This window comes from Bradyrhizobium sp. MI1.4 (genome assembly GCF_055811315.1).
The window spans coordinates 1,899-19,339 of sequence record NZ_JBVVPP010000082.1; the positions used below are offsets into that span (position 1 = coordinate 1,899).

The 17,441-nt window shown below is 65.2% G+C and carries 13 protein-coding genes; 5 read left to right on the top strand and 8 right to left on the bottom strand.

Annotation, left to right across the window (positions count from 1 at the left end):
• Positions 1–146: 146 nt before the first annotated feature.
• Positions 147–1,499 carry an Nramp family divalent metal transporter gene (locus AC0L23_RS38350; RefSeq protein ID WP_018458388.1) on the bottom strand — a complete coding sequence of 451 codons (1,353 nt, stop codon included), beginning with the start codon at positions 1,497–1,499 and terminating at the stop codon, positions 147–149.
• A gap of 167 nt (positions 1,500–1,666) precedes the next feature.
• Here AC0L23_RS38350 and AC0L23_RS38355 point away from each other — a divergent pair, with 167 nt between their 5' ends.
• Entirely contained in the window at positions 1,667–2,911 is a 1,245-nt protein-coding gene (locus AC0L23_RS38355) for an MFS transporter (RefSeq protein WP_473358280.1), read from the top strand.
• Between the two features lie 114 nt (positions 2,912–3,025).
• On the opposite strand, the gene AC0L23_RS38360 is transcribed toward AC0L23_RS38355, so the two are convergent.
• Positions 3,026–4,285, bottom strand: coding sequence for an adenylate/guanylate cyclase domain-containing protein (locus tag AC0L23_RS38360; RefSeq protein ID WP_026233569.1), 1,260 nt, complete (start codon positions 4,283–4,285; stop codon positions 3,026–3,028).
• 184 nt (positions 4,286–4,469) lie between these two features.
• Here AC0L23_RS38360 and AC0L23_RS38365 point away from each other — a divergent pair, with 184 nt between their 5' ends.
• Complete coding sequence (locus tag AC0L23_RS38365) at positions 4,470–5,663, top strand: MFS transporter (protein WP_473358281.1); 1,194 nt, start codon at positions 4,470–4,472, stop codon at positions 5,661–5,663.
• Positions 5,660–5,851 (top strand): hypothetical protein, encoded by a 192-nt coding sequence (locus AC0L23_RS38370; protein WP_085353412.1) that lies wholly within the window; start codon positions 5,660–5,662, stop codon positions 5,849–5,851. Before AC0L23_RS38365 ends, AC0L23_RS38370 begins: the two co-directional genes overlap by 4 nt.
• Here AC0L23_RS38370 and AC0L23_RS38375 read toward each other — a convergent pair.
• From AC0L23_RS38375 to dmeF, 3 genes are all read right to left on the bottom strand, one after another.
• Entirely contained in the window at positions 5,848–6,726 is an 879-nt protein-coding gene (locus AC0L23_RS38375; RefSeq protein ID WP_085353414.1) for a DMT family transporter, read from the bottom strand. The genes AC0L23_RS38370 and AC0L23_RS38375 overlap by 4 nt on opposite strands.
• Positions 6,727–6,809: 83 nt before the next feature.
• Positions 6,810–7,649, bottom strand: coding sequence for an N-acyl homoserine lactonase family protein (locus tag AC0L23_RS38380; RefSeq protein WP_085353415.1), 840 nt, complete (start codon positions 7,647–7,649; stop codon positions 6,810–6,812).
• 89 nt (positions 7,650–7,738) lie between these two features.
• Positions 7,739–8,683: a CDF family Co(II)/Ni(II) efflux transporter DmeF gene (gene dmeF, locus AC0L23_RS38385; RefSeq protein ID WP_085353417.1), complete on the bottom strand. Its 945-nt coding sequence runs from the start codon at positions 8,681–8,683 to the stop codon at positions 7,739–7,741.
• A gap of 194 nt (positions 8,684–8,877) precedes the next feature.
• Between dmeF and AC0L23_RS38390 the strand changes: the two genes are divergently transcribed.
• Together AC0L23_RS38390 and chrA are read left to right on the top strand one after the other, a co-directional pair.
• Positions 8,878–9,696, top strand: a complete 819-nt coding sequence (locus AC0L23_RS38390; protein ID WP_085353419.1) for a chromate resistance protein ChrB domain-containing protein — start codon at positions 8,878–8,880, stop codon at positions 9,694–9,696.
• Complete coding sequence (gene chrA, locus AC0L23_RS38395) at positions 9,696–11,081, top strand: chromate efflux transporter (protein ID WP_085353420.1); 1,386 nt, start codon at positions 9,696–9,698, stop codon at positions 11,079–11,081. Before AC0L23_RS38390 ends, chrA begins: the two co-directional genes overlap by 1 nt.
• A 68-nt stretch (positions 11,082–11,149) precedes the next feature.
• Here the strand turns inward: chrA and AC0L23_RS38400 are convergent, their stop codons facing one another.
• From AC0L23_RS38400 to AC0L23_RS38410, 3 genes are all read right to left on the bottom strand, one after another.
• Positions 11,150–14,239 (bottom strand): efflux RND transporter permease subunit, encoded by a 3,090-nt coding sequence (locus tag AC0L23_RS38400; protein WP_094183497.1) that lies wholly within the window; start codon positions 14,237–14,239, stop codon positions 11,150–11,152.
• Positions 14,236–15,231, bottom strand: a complete 996-nt coding sequence (locus AC0L23_RS38405) for an efflux RND transporter periplasmic adaptor subunit (RefSeq protein WP_473358282.1) — start codon at positions 15,229–15,231, stop codon at positions 14,236–14,238. Before AC0L23_RS38405 ends, AC0L23_RS38400 begins: the two co-directional genes overlap by 4 nt.
• Before the next feature lie 181 nt (positions 15,232–15,412).
• Positions 15,413–16,492 (bottom strand): calcium:cation antiporter, encoded by a 1,080-nt coding sequence (locus AC0L23_RS38410; protein WP_473358283.1) that lies wholly within the window; start codon positions 16,490–16,492, stop codon positions 15,413–15,415.
• Positions 16,493–17,441: the final 949 nt, after the last annotated feature.

The window sequence follows — 17,441 nt, forward strand, 5'->3', positions numbered from 1 at the left end:
CCCCCGCCCCCCCCCCCCCCTCCCCCCCCCGCCCCCCCCCCCCCCGGGGGCCCCCCCCCCCCCCCCCGGCGCCCCCCCCCCCCCCCCCCCGTTCTTGTAAACCGGGGCGCGGCGGCCCCCCCCCCCCCACGACAGCCGTGGTGTGGTCACCCGAACAGCGTGTCCGCGAGCAGCTTCAAGTTCAAAACCACGATGATGCCGGCGACGATCCACGCGATCGCCGCGACCCATACCGGTATGACGAACTTGCCCATCTTGCGGCGGTCGGAGACGAAGCGGACCAGCGGGATGACGGCGAAGGGCAATTGCATCGACAACACGACCTGGCTGAATACCAGCAGATCAGCCGTGCCGCGCTCGCCATAGATCGCGGTGACGACGATCACGGGAATGATCGCGATGCCGCGGGTCAGCAACCGCCGCGCCCAGCTCGGCAGGCGCAGGTCGAGAAAGCCCTCCATCACGATCTGGCCGGCGAGCGTCGCCGTCACCGTTGAATTCAGGCCCGAGGCGAGTAGCGCCACTGCGAACAGCGTCGAGGCGATGCCGAGGCCGAGCAACGGAGACAGCAGCTCGAAGGCCTGGCCGATCTCGGCGACGTCGGAATGGCCGCTCTTGTGGAAGGTTGCAGCAGCCACCACGAGGATCGCGGCATTGATGAACAGCGCCAGCATCAGGGCGATGGTCGAATCCGTCGTCGCCCATTTGATCGCCTCGCGCCGGCCTTCGTCGTTGCGCTCATAGGCGCGCGTCTGCACGATCGAGGAGTGCAGATAGAGATTATGCGGCATCACGGTGGCGCCGATGATGCCGATCGCGATGTAGAGCATTTCGGGGTTGGTGAAGATCTCGGTCTTCGGCACAAATCCCCTCAGCATCTCGGCGACCGGCGGGGCTGCCGCGGCAAGCTGGACGGTGAAGCAGACTGCGATCACGACGAGCAGCGCGATGACGAAGGCTTCGAGGAAACGGAAGCCCCGATTCATCAGGATGAGCAGCAAAAAGGCATCCAGCGCGGCGATCAGCGCGCCGCCAATCAGGGGAATGCCGAACAGCAGCTTGAGCGCGATCGCGGTGCCGATGACCTCGGCGAGATCGCAGGCGATGATCGCCGCCTCGCAGGCAAGCCAGAGTAGAAAGTTCACGGCCGGCGAATAGGTCCCGCGGCAGGCCTGCGCGAGGTCGCGGTCGGTGACGATGCCGAGCCGTGCCGCCAGCGATTGCAGCAGGATCGCCATCAAATTCGAGAGCAGGATGACGGAGAGCAGCGTGTAGCCGAACTTGGACCCGCCGGCGAGATCCGTCGCCCAATTGCCGGGGTCCATGTAGCCGACCGAAACCAGATAGCCCGGGCCGACGAAGGCGAGCAGGCGCCGCCACCACACCCCCGCGATGGGGAGGGCGACCGAGGCATTCACCTCGGCCAGGCTCTTTGTCATCGGCGCGTCATTGCGCCAGCCGGCAGCATCTCGGGTCAGATCGGGAGAGCGAGCATCCATGCGGCGAGAATACCGAAGTCGGGCCTTATTGCAACTCATTTGCAACTGCATCTAGCCGCGTCGGTCCCTCGGCGGTCGCTATGTGTCGCCCCTGTCGGGAAGCGGGTGGGTTTGGGAGCCTCCCGAGGCGGATACTGGCGCCAACCCGACTTTGCAGGAAACGAGCCATGTCAATTCCCCCGCGCCTCCCCGAGACATTCAACCGCCTCGCCTGGTCCAATTTGGCGGCACAGTCGGCCGAACAGATCGCGCTGGCCGCGGCCCCCATCGTCGCGGTGCTGACGCTCGGCGTGGCAGAAGGCCAGACCGGCCTGCTCCAGACCGCGCTGACCCTGCCCTTCGTCCTCTTCGCCATCCCCGCCGGCCTGCTGGCCGACCGCATCTCCCGCCGTTCGCTGATGGCGGGCGCCGAGGCGCTGCGGGCCGCGGCCCTTGCAGCGATCGTGCTGCTGCTCGCGCTCGGCGCGCTCAATCTGCCGCTGCTGGCGCTGCTCGGCTTTGCCGCCGTGTGCGGCACCGTCGTCTACAGCGTGGCCGCGCCGGCGCTGGTGCCCTCGCTGGTGAGTTCGGACCTGCTACCGGCGGCCAATGCGCGGATCGAGCTCGCACGCACCATCGCCTTCGCCAGCGGCCCTGCGCTCGGCGGCGCGCTGGTCGGGTGGTGGGGCGCGAGCCCGGCCTTCGGCTTTGCGGCCGCGCTGTCCGCGACCGCCGTCGTGCTGCTCTCCGGCATCTACGAGCCCGCCCGCACGCCGGCGCCACGGCGGCATCCGTTTCAGGACATCCGCGAAGGCACGGCCTTCGTGTTTCATCATCCGCTGCTGCGGCCGGTGTTCATCACCCAGTTCATCTTCAACACCGGATGGTTCCTGCAGATCGCGGTGTTCGTGCCCTATGCCGTACGTCACCTCGGCCTAAACGCGGTCGGCGTCGGCACCGTGCTGACGATGTACGGTGTCGGCATGGTGATCGGCGCGCTGTTCGCGACGCGGGTGATGAAGCGCATCGCGTTCGGCACGGTCGTCGGCCTCGGCCCCGTTACCGGCTTCGTCGCGGCGGTGGTGATGGCGCTGACGGTGCTGGTCCCCTCGCCCTGGCTTGCGGCCTTGAGCTTCTTTCTGCTCGGCGTCGGGCCGATCCTGTGGGTGATCTCGACCACGACGCTGCGCCAGTCGGTGACGCCGCCTCGCCTGCTCGGCCGCGTCTCCGCCATCAACATCATGAGCTATGGCGCCCGTCCGGTCGGCTCGGCGCTGGGTGCGATCGTCGGCGGCCTGTGGAGCGCCGAAGCGTGCCTCTATCTCGCCGCCGCCGTGTTCGGCGTGCAGGCGCTGGTCATTTGGCTCTCGCCCGCGGTGGCGCTGGACCGGCAGCCGGACATGGTGGGCGATGAGGCGGTGGCGCGGTGTTAGCTGCACCGTCATTGCGAGCGAAGCGAAGCAATCCAGAATCCGTCCGCGGAGACAGTCGGGATTGCTTGGTCGCAAGAGCTCCTCGCAATGACGGAGTATGTTGAAGCAGCCAGCCTAATTCGCCAGATACCGCTCGTAGCTGCCTGTCACCGGCTCGCTCGCGTCCACCTCCGGATCAAGCGTGTAGAGATCCTGCGCACGGCCGATGCCACGCAGCGCGTAGCGGCCTGTGGAGACGAGATAGCGGCGGCCGGCGGCGTCGAGGCCCTTGTAGAATTCTGCCGACGCCAGCAGCTCGCGATCGACCGAACGGCTCATCGAGGCGATGCGGCTGACCTCGTTCACGGTCGGACCGACCACGGTGAAGTCGAGCCGGTCCTCGCTGCCGATATTGCCGTAGAAGACCTCGCCGACATGCAGGCCGATATAGGCGGACGTGGTGGGACGGCCCTCCGCGCCCCGCCTCAGGTTCAGCGCAGCGACGTTCTTGCGGAACAGATGCTCGGCGCGCAGCGCCGCGCGCCGGGCATGCGCCATGTCTTCACCGGTGAACATCGCAAGCACGCCGTCGCCGATCAGCTTCAGCACGTCGCCGCCGGCGTCGTGGATCGCGTCGATCACGGCCTGCGCATAGTCGTTGAGGAACGGGATGATCTCGTCGGGGCCGATGCTCTCGCTGATTCCGGTCGAGCCGCGCAGATCCGAATACCACAGCACGGCGTTGATGCGCTCGGTGACGCCGCGCGAGATACGTCCGCTCAAGACCTGCTCTGACGCATCGCGGCCGAGATAGACGCGGCCGAGCGTGCGCGCGATGTCGACCTGCTGCGCCGACTTGATCGCGAGCCCCAGCACCGGCACGAGATCGCGCAGCGCGGCGAGTTCGGCGTCGGCGAAGCCGCTGTCGCGTCGCGTTGTCCAGGAGGAGTAGAGGCAATCCATCTGCCCCAGCGCTCCGGTCTCCCCGAAGCGGTGCACAAAGGCCAGGAAATGGCGATGACCGGTTTCGGCGAGCTCGCCGATTTGCGAAAAATCGAGCGAGGGCGCGTCGGCGAGGTCGATCACCATCTCGTCGTGACCGTGCTCGAGCAAATGATAGAAAACCGACCGGCGCCAATTGTTGGCCGCGTCGCCCTCGGCCGTCGAGCCGTATTCGACGACGTCGCTCTCGTTGGTCGGTGTATCGCTCCAGCGGAAGGCGCGACCCTCGTAGATCGGGTGCAGCGTATCGATGACGACAAGGCCACGCGAGAGTTCCAGCCCCTCGGCGCGGCAGCGCTCGCAGAAGCCGCGCAGCAGTTCGGGTTCGGGCAGGCCGGTGAGCCCCTGGCCGGCCAACCAGTTCATCAGCGCAAGGCGAGAGGTCAATTGCATGCGCCATTATGGCGTGCATTCGTGACGAGCGAAAGGCGGCGCGCGGAGCTTGCGTCGCCAAAGCTCCGCTCACGGCCAAGGCTCCCGCCCGCGGCAGGTCGCATATGTCGCGGACGCTGTTGACGCGCTCCCGCCTCGGGCGGCAAATGCGAATGATGACACCGCCGATCAGAAATACGGGGATATGAGCCAGCGCCAGCTTCCGATCATCCTGGCGCTCGGTACCACGCAGACCCTGGCCTGGGCCTCGAGCTACTATCTGCCGGCGCTGCTCGCCGATCCCATGGCGCGCGATCTCGGTATCTCCTCCAACTGGGTGTTTGGCGCGTTCTCGGCCTCGCTGGTGATTTCGGCGCTGCTCGGGCCGCGCATCGGGCGACAGATCGATCTGGTCGGCGGCCGGCAGGTCCTCTCGGTGTCGAACCTGACGATCGCCGCCGGCCTCGTTCTGCTCGGCCTCTCGCAATCGGTGGCGGTGATGGCAATGGCCTGGCTCGTGCTCGGCATCGGCATGGCGATGGGTCTCTACGACGCCGCCTTCGCCGCGCTCGGGCGCATCTACGGCACCGAGGCGCGCAGGCCGATCACCGGCATCACGCTGATGGCGGGCTTTGCATCGACCGTCGGCTGGCCGCTCACCGCCTGGGGCCTGTCGCATTTTGGCTGGCGCGACACCTGCTTCGCCTGGGCCGCTGCCAATATCCTGATCGGCCTGCCGCTCAATTTCTTCCTGCTGCCGACGATCAAGGGCGCCAAGCAAGCAGCGGCGACAGCGGCGAAGCCGCATCTGCCGCTCGACCGCACCATGGTGCTGCTCGCCTTCATCTTTGCCGCGGTCTGGACCGTCACCGGCGCGATGGCCGCGCATTTCCCGCGCATCCTGGAGGCAACCGGCGCGACGCCGGTCGAGGCGATCGCGGCCGGTGCGCTGATCGGCCCCGCGCAAGTGGCCGCACGGGTTCTGGAGGCAGGCTTCCTCAGCCGCTTTCATCCGCTGTGGTCGACGCGGCTCGCCTGCCTCACTCACCCGATCGGCGCCGTGGTCGTGGCGATCTTCGGCGGCGCCGCGGCCAGTGCGTTTGCGCTATTCCACGGCTCCGGCAACGGCATCCTGACCATCGCGCGCGGCACGCTGCCGCTGTCGATCTTCGGCCCCAAGGATTTCGGCTATCGCCTCGGCATCATCGGCGCGCCGGCACGGATGGCGCAGGCCGTGGCGCCGCTGGCCTTTGGCCTGCTCATCGACGTCATGGGCGCCAAGGTGCTGATCGTCTCCTCCGCGCTCAGCCTCTCGGCGCTGGCCGCGCTGTTCATGATCCGCGCGCAAACCGCGGCCGGATTGACCGGGCCGGAGCTTTCGCGCACAAGCGCAGCATGACCGAAGACACGCGCCCACCCCGCACATTCAAAGGCCTCCTGCGCTGGGCGACTACGCCGCCGCAGGCCTGGGGTGTCTATCTCCTCGCCGTCATCCTGGTCTGGCTGATCTCCTTCTACGCCGGCTCGCTGAAACCGAAGAAGGCGCCGGAAGCGAGCCCGCCGCCGGTCACGGCACCGCGCACCTAGGCCGGCTTCGTTTCGCCGGTCGCGATCCAGATGCCGGCGAACACGGCGACCAGCCCGATCAGCAGATTTGGCGTGATCGGCTCGCCGATCAGCAGCGCGGCGAGCAAGGTGGCGGCGATCGGATTGACCGTCATCGTATTGGCGACCCGGGTCGGCGTCGCGCGCGCCAGCGCCATGACCCAGAGGATGAAGGCGAGCGCACCGCCGCCGATGCCGAGATAGATGCCGGCAATCCACTGCGCCGTCGTGAACTGCCCCAGCGCTGCAAAGCTGCCCTTCACGATACCCGCAAGCACCAGCACGGCGGCGCCTGCTCCCATGCCGACCGTGAGAAAGCCGAGCGGGCTGGAGCGCTGCATCAGCGGGCGCGACAGCACGTTGTAGAACGCCATGCAGAACACGGCACCGGTCATGATCAGCTCGCCGCGCCAGGCCTCGGGCGGGCTTTGCGCCAGGCCCGCGGCCAGTGCCGCCGCCACGCCGAGCACCGCGATGCCGACGCCGGTGATCTTGCGCGCCGTCAGCCGCTCGACGCCGAGGATGGCGCCGACCACCATGGTGTGGAGCGGCAGCGTCGCCAGCGCGAGACTGGCGCGCGCGGCGGTCGTGTAGGACACCGCGATGTTGTAGAGGATGAAGAACACGCCGAAAAAGCAGATGCCGAGCAGCGCCACGGCCGGCCAGTCGGACCGCTGCGGCCAGCGCACGCCGAGCAGAAGCGCGCACGGCAGCAGGCAGAGAAAGCCGATCCCCCAGCGCAGGATCGCGAGCAGGATCGGATCGGCGCCGCCGACCAGATAGCGGGTGATCGCCGCGGCAGTGCCGCCAAGGCTGCTCGACGCCAGCGCGATCGCAACCCCGGCCCACTCACCCACAATCGTCTCCCGTTGCGGAGCTTGCTGAGGGCGCTAGCACGCCCCTGCTGCCACTGTAGTGGCAACAGGGGCGTCGCGGGAAGCTAGTCGTAAAACTCGGGCGACATCTTCTGGCTGTCGCGCTGGATCTTGTCGTGGTTGATCCAGAGTTGCGCCTTCTCCTTGCCGAGCGTGTCGGCGATCTTCTGCATCGAGGCCGCGCTCTGGTCCTTGTTGGCGTTCATGCTCGGCACACGGCGGTTGTCCCAATTGTCTTTGAAGTGCACCGCATCGCCCGACAGCACGACGGCGCCGGTCTTCGGCAGCTTCACCAGCAGCGATTGGTGTCCCGGCGTATGGCCGGGCGTCGACAGGATGGTCACGCTGCCGTCGCCGAACACGTCCTTGTCGCCCGCAAGCAGCTCGACCGGATGCGACGGCTTGAAGCGCGGCTCGTTGTTGGCGCCGGGCCAGTCATACTCGGCCTTCTGCACATAGAGCATGGCCTGCGGGAACAGCTCGACATTGCCGGTATGGTCGGGATGGGTGTGCGAGACGGCCATCATCTTGACGTCACCGGGCTTGAGGCCGAGCTGTTCGAGCTGCGCGGCAAGCGTCTTCGGCCGGCGCCAGGTCACGGCTTTGGGATCGGCGGGCGCAAGGCCATTCGGCATCGCGGCGACTGCGTCGGCGATGCCGGTATCCCACAGGAACCAGCCCTTGGCGTGCTTCACGAGATAGCAGCTGTCGACGAAGTCCATCGTCTTGCCCTCATTGAGACCGGGCGTCCAGCGCGAGATGTCGCCGGCGGTGCCCTCGCCGCAATTGAGCACGTAGAGTTTTTCGACACCGGTCTTTTCGGACTGCGCGAGCACCGCATGACCGGACAGAACGAGTGCAGCGACAACGACGGCGAGCTTGATCTTTTTGATCTTTGGCATCATTCGTTCCTCCCTTGCAGCCAAGTCGGCTGTCTTGTCGGCTGTGACCGAGGATCAACCCTGGTCCGTTCGCAGAATTCCCGCAGACCGCTTCAGTGCGGGCAGGTCTCGACCTCGACGGTGACGTGGCTGAGCCCCTTCAGTCCGGCGAGCCGCTTCTTGTAGACCGCCGGCTGCTTCGGCTGGTCCGACACCACCGACACCAGCACGGCGCAATGGCCGGGGCCGACCTGCCAGAGATGCAAATCCGTGACGCGGTCGTCGCCGATCTCCATGCGCGCCCGGATCACACGCTCGAGCTTCTCGTCGGCGCGCACGTCAAGCAGCACCGCGCCCGATGTCTTGATCAGGCCGAACGCCCAGCTCGCGATCACGGCGCTGCCGATCAGGCCGACCGCCGGATCGGCCCAGGCCCATCCCGAATACATGGCGACGACGAGCGCGGCGATCGCCAGCACCGAGGTCGCTGCGTCCGCCATGACGTGGACATAGGCAGCACGGAGATTGTTGTCGTGGTGGTGGTGATCATGGTCATGATCATCGTGATCATCATGCGCATGGCCATGATGGTGATGACCATGGTTGTCGCGGAGCAGCCAGGCACTGGCGAGGTTGACGCACAGGCCGAGGGCGGCGACCAGGATCGCCTCGCCATAGACGATCGGCACCGGATTGATCAGCCGCAGCACGCTCTCATAGGCGATCTCGACCGCGATCAGGCCGAGGATGATCGCGCTGGCGAAGGCGGCAAGATCGCCGAATTTGCCGGTGCCGAAGCTGAAATGCGAGCTCCCCAGGTGCCGCCGTGCAAAGCGATACGCGAACGCGGCAATCCCTAGCGCTGCCGCATGCGTGCCCATGTGCCAGCCGTCGGCGAGCAGTGCCATCGAGCCGAACAGCGAGCCGGCGACGATCTCGCCGACCATCATGACCAGCGTCAGGATGACGACGAGCCAGGTGCGTCGCTCGTTCTCGTCGTGCTTCTCGCCCAGGAAGGCGTGGTCATGGGTCCATTGTTCGACGGAATGGGAATGCATCGCAAAGTCTCCGAAAGGCCCGGGCCGTTAACCCCTATATAGACCTGCGAGTTTTCTGGGCAAAATCGCCGGAATGAGCCGATTGACAGGTAGGTGCCGTTTCGGTGTAATGAACGCCATGGGGATTTGAGCGATCTCCCCACGAGGCGACATGCCCAAGTATCGCGTCCCGTTGTTTTTCACGAGGGCGCATCATGTCTTCCTACACGACGATATCATCTGACAAGCTGGCACGGTTGATCGGCACGGCAAACGCCCCTGCCCTGATCGACGTGCGCACCGACGAGGATTTTGCCGCCGACCGGCGGTTGATCCCAGGTTCGATCAAGCTCAGCCACGACAATGTTCCGGAATGGGGTGCCGAATTCGCCGGCCGCACCGCCATCGTCTCCTGCCTGCGCGGCGCAAAGCTGGCGCAGGGCACGGCGGCCTGGCTTAGGCAGCTTGGGGTCCAGGCCGAGACACTGGAAGGCGGATTCGAGGGCTGGAAGGACGCAAAGCTGCCGCTGCTCGATACCCGCAAGCTGCCGCCGCCCGACGCCAAGGGACGCACCGTCTGGGTGACGCGGGCGCGGCCCAAGGTCGACCGCATTGCCTGCCCCTGGCTGATCCGACGCTTCGTCGATCCCAATGCGGTGTTCCTGTTCGTGGCACCGTCCGAAGTGGTCGCCGTCGGCGAACGCTTCAAGGCAGCCCCGTTCGACATCGAGAACGTGTTCTGGAGCCACCGTGGCGAGCTCTGCACCTTCGACGTGATGATCGAGGAGTTCGGGATTGCCGCGCCGGCGCTGCTCCGGCTCGCAACGCTGGTGCGCGGCGCCGACACCGGGCGGCCCGACCTTGCGCCGGAGGCTCCCGGTCTGCTCGCGGCTTCGCTCGGGCTGTCGCGGATGTATGATGACGACCTCGAACAGCTCGAGGCCGGTATGCTGCTCTACGACGCGTTCTATCGCTGGTGCCGCGACGCGACGTCTGAGACCCATAACTGGCCGACCAACAAGGCAAAGGCTTGATGGATACGCGTACGATCGAAACCGGAGCTGATGCCGGTCACGGCGTCAGCTTCAGTGAAGCCTTTCGCGTCTGGCTCCGTGTCGCCTGCCTGAGTTTTGGCGGGCCCGCGGGCCAGATCGCGGTGATGCACCGCATCCTGGTCGAGGAAAAGAAGTGGATCTCGGAAGGCCGCTTCCTCCATGCGCTGAACTACTGCATGCTCTTGCCGGGCCCGGAGGCGCAGCAGCTCGCAACCTATATCGGCTGGCTGATGCATCGCACTGCCGGCGGGCTGATGGCGGGCGGACTGTTCATCCTGCCCGGCATCATCGCCATCATGGGCCTCAGCTACGTCTACGCCGCCTACGGCAATGTCAGCTTCGTCGAGGCGCTGTTCTTCGGCTTGAAAGCCGCCGTGCTCGCCATCGTCGTCGAGGCCGTGGTGCGCGTCGGCAAGCGCGCGCTGAAGAACCGCATCATGATCGCGCTCGCCGCGATGGCCTTCGTCGCGATCTTCTTCTTTGCCGTCCCCTTCCCCATCATCATCATCGCCTCAGGCATCATCGGCTATGCCGGCGCGAGAAGCGGCCTTCCGGAGTTCGCGCCGGCCGGTCATGGTCACGGCGGCAGCAGCGCCTTGATCGACAGCATGCTGGGCGACGCCGTGCCCGATCATGTCCGACCCAACACCGCCCGCACCATTCGCGTCGGCGCGCTGTGGCTTGCGCTCTGGCTGGTGCCGGTGATCGCGCTCGTGCTTGTGCTCGGGCAGGCCAATGTCTTCAGTCACATCGCGCTGTTCTTCTCGAAAATGGCGATGGTCACCTTCGGCGGCGCCTACGCAGTGCTGGCCTATGTCGCCCAGCAGGCGGTCGAGCACTATCACTGGCTCAAGCCGCACGAGATGCTCGACGGCCTCGGCATGGCCGAGACCACGCCGGGTCCGCTGATCATGGTGCTCCAGTTCGTGGGCTTCATGGCCGCCTACCGCGACGCCAGCGGCCTGTCGCCGATGCTTGCGGCCACGCTCGGCGGATTGCTCGCGACCTGGGTCACCTTCACGCCATGCTTCCTCTGGATCTTTGTCGGTGCTCCCTACATCGAACGGCTGCGCGGCAACACCGGGCTTGCGGGCGCGCTGAGCGCTATCACCGCCGCCGTCGTCGGCGTGATCCTCAATCTCTCGATCTGGTTCGCGCTGCACACGCTGTTCCGCGACACCGTGCCGGTGCATGCGTTTCCGCTGGACTTCGACATGCCGGTGCTGACGAGCGTCGATCTCCCCGCGCTCGTGCTGTCGATCGCAGCCGCAACCGCGATCTTTCGGTTCAAGCTGGGGATGTTGACGGTGCTCGCCGGCAGCTGCGCTGCGGGTGTGGCGCTGCGGCTGGCGGGGCTGATTTAGCCTCCAAGCATCGGCTTAAAGGCTGCCTCCATGAGGTCGCAAAATGGGCCAAACCGAGTTCGGCTGCGTCAACCGGAACGTGAGCTAGGACCGGCACTGAATTTGAAAACGGCTTTCTTGCCTCCGGGAGAAGGAATCCCAAAAAGCACGAAATATCCAGCCGGAACGAAGAACAGGGTCAGGAGCGAGGCGACAGCAAGCCCGGACATCATGAGCACCGCCATGGGTTGCCACAACGCGCCGCCGGAGATGGCCATGGGTGCGAGCCCAAGGACCGTAGTGGCCGACGTCAGGAGGATCGGACGAAGACGCTTTCCCGACGCAGCTACGATGGCTTCCCGCAGCGGAAGCGTCTCTCGCTCGATATCGATCTGATCGATCAGAACGATGGCGTTGTTGATGATGATGCCCGACAGGCTGATGATGCCGAGGGTGCCGAAGAACGAGAGCGGTTGTCCGGCCGCCAGCAGGCCGAACGGAATCCCAATCAGGATGAGCGGTATGCTCATGAACGTCAGAAGCGTGCGCCGGAAGGAGTTGAACTGCAGGATGATCGCCAGCACCATCACGGCAAGTGCGATCGGAAAGCCCGCGGCGAGCTTCTGGTTTGTCTCCGCGCTTTTCTGGATCTCGCCGCCGACGGTCACGTGATATCCCCCAGTCATGTCCATCTCGTTGAGCCTGGGCTGAATCGTTTCCAAAAGCTGCCCGGCCGTCAGGGAGGTGCTGCGGGCGGTCACCGTGATCGTTCGTTCCTGGTTCTTGCGGCGGATCCGCGCGAAATCGAACCCCGGCTTCAGCCTCGCGACCTGCGCCAGCGAGATGAGGCCGCCGCTCTTTGCGAAGGTGGCGCTGGTGAGGCCTTCCAGGCTCTGCGAGGTGTACGCGCCGGCGCGCAGCACGATCGGGATCGAGTTATCGCCTTCCCGGTAGATCGACACCGCGGTGCCGGTGAAATACGTGTTCAGGAGCCGAGTGACTTCCTCAGAGGTGACTCCAAGCTGGCGCGCACGGTCCTGGTCGATCTCGACGACCACCTTGACGATCTTGTTGCCCCAGTCGTCATCGTTCTCACGGACGTTCGGCGCCGCCTGCAACAGGGATCGAACCCGTTCGCTGAAAGCGAGCAGCCGGTCACCGTCCGGGCCCGATATCTCCAGCTCCACGACGCCCGATTCGACGGCTCCCATCGCCAGCCGCTTGATCTTGAAGCTTGCTTCTGGGTGATTGGCATAAAGGTATTTCCAGGCACGATCGGCCGCACGCACCGCAGCCTGGTAGTCCGTCGTGTTGACAAGGAAGAACGCGGACGCCGGATCCGGCGGGACTGGGGTCAGAGTGAGATAGAATCTCGGCCCGCCGTCACCCACGTAGAGGATTTCGCTGGAGATCTCCGGATTGGCCGTTCTGTCCCCGAGCCACCGTTCGATCTCGCGCGCGCGATCTTCCGTTTGCGAGATGTCGGTCCCGTCAGGCATATTCATGTAGATCAGGAATTGGCTACGTTCGCTGAGCGGAAACATCTCCTTCGGGATGCGCGGGAATTGAGTAAGCGCAATTACGACGAGCGCAATGCAGCCGGCCAGGACGATAGGAGAGAAGCGCAAGGCCGAGCCGAGCGCGGAGGCATAGAGCCGCTGCAGGCGAGACGGCGCCGCATCCTCCTCAGCAGATCCGGCCCCCCGGCCGATCAGCCACACGGTCAGGGCGGGAAGAATGTACATCGCCGTGATCCAGGAGCCGCCGAGCGTGAGCGCCACCACGGCCGCCAGCGAAAACGCATACTCGCCAGACGCGCCCGATAGCAGCATGAGCGGCAAGAACGCTGCGCTGGTGGTGATCGAGGAGATCAGGAGCGGCAGCGCATACTGCTCTCCGGAGGCAAGACCGGCCTCCTCGGGAGGCACTCCGCGGCCGATCCGGCTGACGATGTCCTCGACGATGACGACGCCATTGTCGACCAGGAGACCGAGCGCGATGATGATCGCCGCGATCGAGACCTGCTCCAGCGCGATCCCCAGCGCCCGCATGCCGATCAACGAAAACATCACGGCGAAGGGAACGATCATCGCCGCGATAGTGCCCGCCCGCAGGCCCAGAAAAACGATCACCAGCACTGCCACGACGACGAAAGTCTGGGCCACACTCGACAGGGCGGAATTGACGGAGGCGCTGACCTGATCGGCCTGGTATGTCGCGAAAGAGACGGCGTAGCCGATCGGAAGGCGCTCCTCATAGTCGCCTGCGGCCGCACGGAGCTTGACTCCAAGCTGCGTGACGTCCTGGTCCGGCTGCATAATGACGCTGAGGACCACGGCGGGACGACCATTGAAATAGATCGGCTTGACCTTCGGTGAGACGTAGTCTCGGCGGACCGTGACGATATCGGCAAGCCGAACCAGGCTGTCGGTGGTCCCGACCCGCGTGAGCATGGTCTCGATCGCCCGCACGTTTGGAAAATCGCCGGAGGTCTCGAGCAGAAGGCGCGTGCCGTCGGCGTTGATGTTGCCGGACGGCAGCACGACATTCTGTCCCTGGAGATCCTTGATCAACGCGTTGACCTGAACGCCGATCGCGGCCATCTTTCGGGTATCGAGCTCGAGCCAAACCCGTTCGTCCTGCACGCCGTGAAGCTCGACCTTGGAGATTCCCGCGATCTGGTAGAGCTTCTTCCGAAAGTCCTCGGCCGCGTCCTTCAGTTCGCGGGGGGAAAAGCCTTCCCCTGTGATGGCGATGGTCGCGATTGCGACATCGCCGAAGTCGCTGTTGACGAACGGTCCGACCACCCCATCGGGCAGCTCGATCTTGGCGTCGGCCATCTTGTCGCGCAGTCGCTGCCAGGTGGCGTTGACGTTCGCGATTTCGTCCTTCAGGTCGACATAGATGGTCAGGGATCCTTCGCCGGCAAGCGTTCGGATGTCCTTGACCTCAGCGAGCTCGCGTACTTTTCGCTCGACGGGAACGGCGACCAGATTCTCCATTCGCTCGGGCGCCATGCCCGGAAAAAGGGCCGACACAACCGCTGTCCGGATGACGATGACCGGGTCTTCGCGTTTAGGGAAGTTCGGATAGAGCCCGATGCCGGCAATCAGCAGACCGATCATGGCCATGACCGTGAATCGGGACCGCGCCAGACCGAACCGGGTGAGAAGATTCACGGCCCCGCCTCCTCGAACGGAAGCAGCTTCACCTTTTGTCCGTCCGAGAGGTAGGACACCCCTGCCGAGGCCAGGACGTCCCCAAGCTTGACGCCCTCCACCACGACGAGACGATTGTCCCGGATTCCGCCAACGGTGACGGTGCTCTTCTTCACCGTCGAACTTGCCTCGTCGTAGCGAAACACCGTACCGGTGTTCTGCAGGACCTTTCCGCCTTCGGGCACCAGCACGGTGAGCGGAACGAGAAACCCGCTGCGGCCCACGACCAACGGTTCTTCGATCGCGACCTCGACCGACATACCGGCGTTCAGACCAGGGGCATTGTTGTCCAGCCTGACCACAACCGGGAACGCCGATACCTGCTCGGCTTTGGACCCGAGCTCCCTGATCTCGCCCTTGAGCGGAAGATCGGGCTTATCAGCGACCTTGATGGCCACCTTCTGCCCGACCTTCAGGCTCTGGAAGGTCGCGGCCGGCACCAGAAAGGACATTTCGAAGCTGTCGTCGCTGTAGAGGGTAGCGACCGGCTGCCCCGCAGCGACCTGCGCGAAGGATTTGACCTCCACGCGAGCGATGGTCCCGGCGAAGGGAGCCAGCAGCTTGCTGCGGTCAAGGTTCTGATCGGCCAATTCGAGCTGGCGGCGCGCCTGGTCGAACTGGGCTCTCGAGCTGAGCAAGGTGGCGTTAGACTGCTCGAAAGCCGCCTGGGTCGCGACGCCGCGCTTGAGGAGTTCTTCCTTGCGCTGGAAATCGGACTGGGCGTTGTCGAGCTGCGCCTGCGCCTGCTGCACGCCCGCGCTGGCCTGGTCCACCTGGCTCTGCAGCGATCTCGGATCGATTTCGGCAAGAACGTCGCCGAGTTGCACCTTCTGGCCGACGGTGAGGACGACGGCCTTCAGCTGGCCCCCGATCTCGAAGGAGAGGCTGCTGACGTCGGCCGGCTGCAGAACGCTCGGGAAGCGCCGAACGCGGCTTTCCGCCGTCGCGGCCACCTTGTAGGCGCGCAGACCGCGGACCGGTTGTTCGCTCGCCTCCTTCTTCTTTTCCCCGCAGCCCTGCAAGCCGACGACAAGGAGCGTTAAGATGCCAAATCGCGTAAGATGTCGGATCATCGAGCGCTCCTCGAATCCTATCGAATTTGATCCTTCGGCCTGGCGGCGTCGTTCCGCGAGCTCACGGCACTACCGCGAAAAACAGAAACGCGGCGAAGATGACCAGATGCACGACGCCCTGCAGCACCGTGGTCCGCCCGGTGCCGAGTGTGATGACACTCAACAGCAGCGTGAGCATGAGCAGCCCCAAATCCTTTATGTCCAACCCGAGTTCGAGCCGATATCCCATGACGATCGAGACAGCCGCGACGGCGGGAATGGTCAGGCCGATGGTCGCGAGCGCCGAGCCGAGGGCGAGGTTGAGACTGGTCTGAAGCCGGTCGCTTTGCGCCGCCTTGATGGCCGCCACTGCCTCCGGAAGAAGAACGAGTGCGGCGATGATCGTGCCGACGACTGCCTTAGGGGCCTGGAGATAATCGATGGCGCGCTCCACGCTGGGGGTCAGGACTTTCGCAAGCCCCACGACGGCCACAAGGGAGACGACGAGGAGAGCGGCGCTCAGGCTGGTCGTTCCGTTGTCCGGAGGAGGCGAATGCTCGTCGGCCGCGGCACCTTTCGCGGCCAGGAAATAGTCACGGTGTCTGACCGTCTGAACGAAGACGAACGCGAGGTACAGAATCAAGGACGCAAGCGCGGCAAAGATGAGCTGCGAGGTGTTGTACAGCGGACCGAGCTCTTGGGCTGCAAGGTTCGGAAGCACCATCGTGAGGCTGGTGAGAGCCACCAGCACGGCGAGAGCGGCACTGGCGCCTTGCGCCTGGAAGCCCTGTTCATGGTGGCGCACGCCGCCCCACAGCAGACAAGCACCTACGATGCCGTTACAGACGATCATGACTGCCGCGAAAACCGTGTCGCGGGCCAGCCCGGCCTTCTCGGCAGGCGCGCCGATCATCACCGAGACGATGAGCGCCGTCTCGATCACCGTCACGGCCAATGCCAGGATCAGCGTGCCGAACGGCTCGCCGACGCGGTGAGCGACCACCTCGGCGTGATACACGGCGGCGAAGACCGTGCCGAACAGAGCCGCTCCGGCGGCGGCGTCGATGACCCCGCCTTTGCCGAGAACGAAACTGATCAACAGGACGCCCCACGCGAGCCCTGGCCAAATCCACGTCCACCGAGCTGTCCCTGCTACAGCCATGGCGACTCTCCCTGAACGTGTCCCCGCTAGGTGTGGGACTCTTCAGTTGCATCATACTCACGAAATGGCATGGCCAAAAGACATCGCATCACAATTTCGGAACAATGTTGCTTCTGGCGATAGCTCCAGACGCCTCCCTGGAGCGCGGTGCGCCAAAGGGCGAAACACTGCGAGAAAGTGTGCCGCCTTGGCTAGTCAAGTGCACCCGGCAAAAATATTCCACTTTACCGAAATTCGGATTTGACGTATAAGCGGCACACCCTGGCCCGAGACAAGGGGCGGATCGCGATCGTCACGAACCGCGGGCTGGGTAGCGATGGACGCGACGGCGTCGGGCGCGATTGCATTGCAGGGCGGCTTCGGCTGTGAGCAATGGCCTTCGTGCCTACGACACGGCGCCGACAGCGTCTTCGTATGGCTTCGGGTGCGAGCACACGCCAGCTCCCGAAGCGACATGCGAGGACGTGCGCGGACGAACAAGTCGTGTGGTCCTGACGCCCGGGGTCTGTGCGTCAAGTCCTGCGGTGATGTGGCGGTCCAACCGGGCGCGCGCATCAGTCATCTGCATGGCGACGGGGGCAATAGTGCATCGCTCCCCGGGGAGAGCACGAAGGACACGTTAAAACCATCGCGCAGGGAAGGCCGGGCGATCCGGCGAACCTGTGGTCCACCCCGTGTGCATTTCTGTCGCGCACGGACCTGCGGGTGCCAGCCGGCGCCCGGTCTTCCCTGCGCCCTTGTCTCAACGAGGGCAATGCGACGAAGCAAAACTCGGGCGGAACGCGCCGCGAGACCGCGAACTCTCGTCCGCTGTTTGGATCGTATATCGGCGCGAAGACCAGTCATTCCACTCTCGCTGTCGTCGCCCGGCTTGACCGGGCGGTCGCGCTCAACCCGAATTCCTGGCGCACTTGGAACAATAGAGGCTGGGTCTATACAATCGCGGGAC

Bases quoted from the DNA above. Each gene is read 5' to 3' on its own strand.
- AC0L23_RS38355 (WP_473358280.1), top strand. From the start codon at position 1,667: ATGTCAATTCCCCCGCGCCTCCCCGAGACATTCAACCGCCTCGCCTGG.
- chrA (WP_085353420.1), top strand. From the start codon at position 9,696: ATGGATACGCGTACGATCGAAACCGGAGCTGATGCCGGTCACGGCGTC.
- AC0L23_RS38380 (WP_085353415.1), bottom strand. From the start codon at position 7,649: ATGATGCCAAAGATCAAAAAGATCAAGCTCGCCGTCGTTGTCGCTGCA.
- dmeF (WP_085353417.1), bottom strand. From the start codon at position 8,683: ATGCATTCCCATTCCGTCGAACAATGGACCCATGACCACGCCTTCCTG.
- AC0L23_RS38390 (WP_085353419.1), top strand. From the start codon at position 8,878: ATGTCTTCCTACACGACGATATCATCTGACAAGCTGGCACGGTTGATC.
- AC0L23_RS38410 (WP_473358283.1), bottom strand. From the start codon at position 16,492: ATGGCTGTAGCAGGGACAGCTCGGTGGACGTGGATTTGGCCAGGGCTC.
- AC0L23_RS38360 (WP_026233569.1), bottom strand. From the start codon at position 4,285: ATGCAATTGACCTCTCGCCTTGCGCTGATGAACTGGTTGGCCGGCCAG.
- AC0L23_RS38350 (WP_018458388.1), bottom strand. From the start codon at position 1,499: ATGGATGCTCGCTCTCCCGATCTGACCCGAGATGCTGCCGGCTGGCGC.
- AC0L23_RS38370 (WP_085353412.1), top strand. From the start codon at position 5,660: ATGACCGAAGACACGCGCCCACCCCGCACATTCAAAGGCCTCCTGCGC.
- AC0L23_RS38365 (WP_473358281.1), top strand. From the start codon at position 4,470: ATGAGCCAGCGCCAGCTTCCGATCATCCTGGCGCTCGGTACCACGCAG.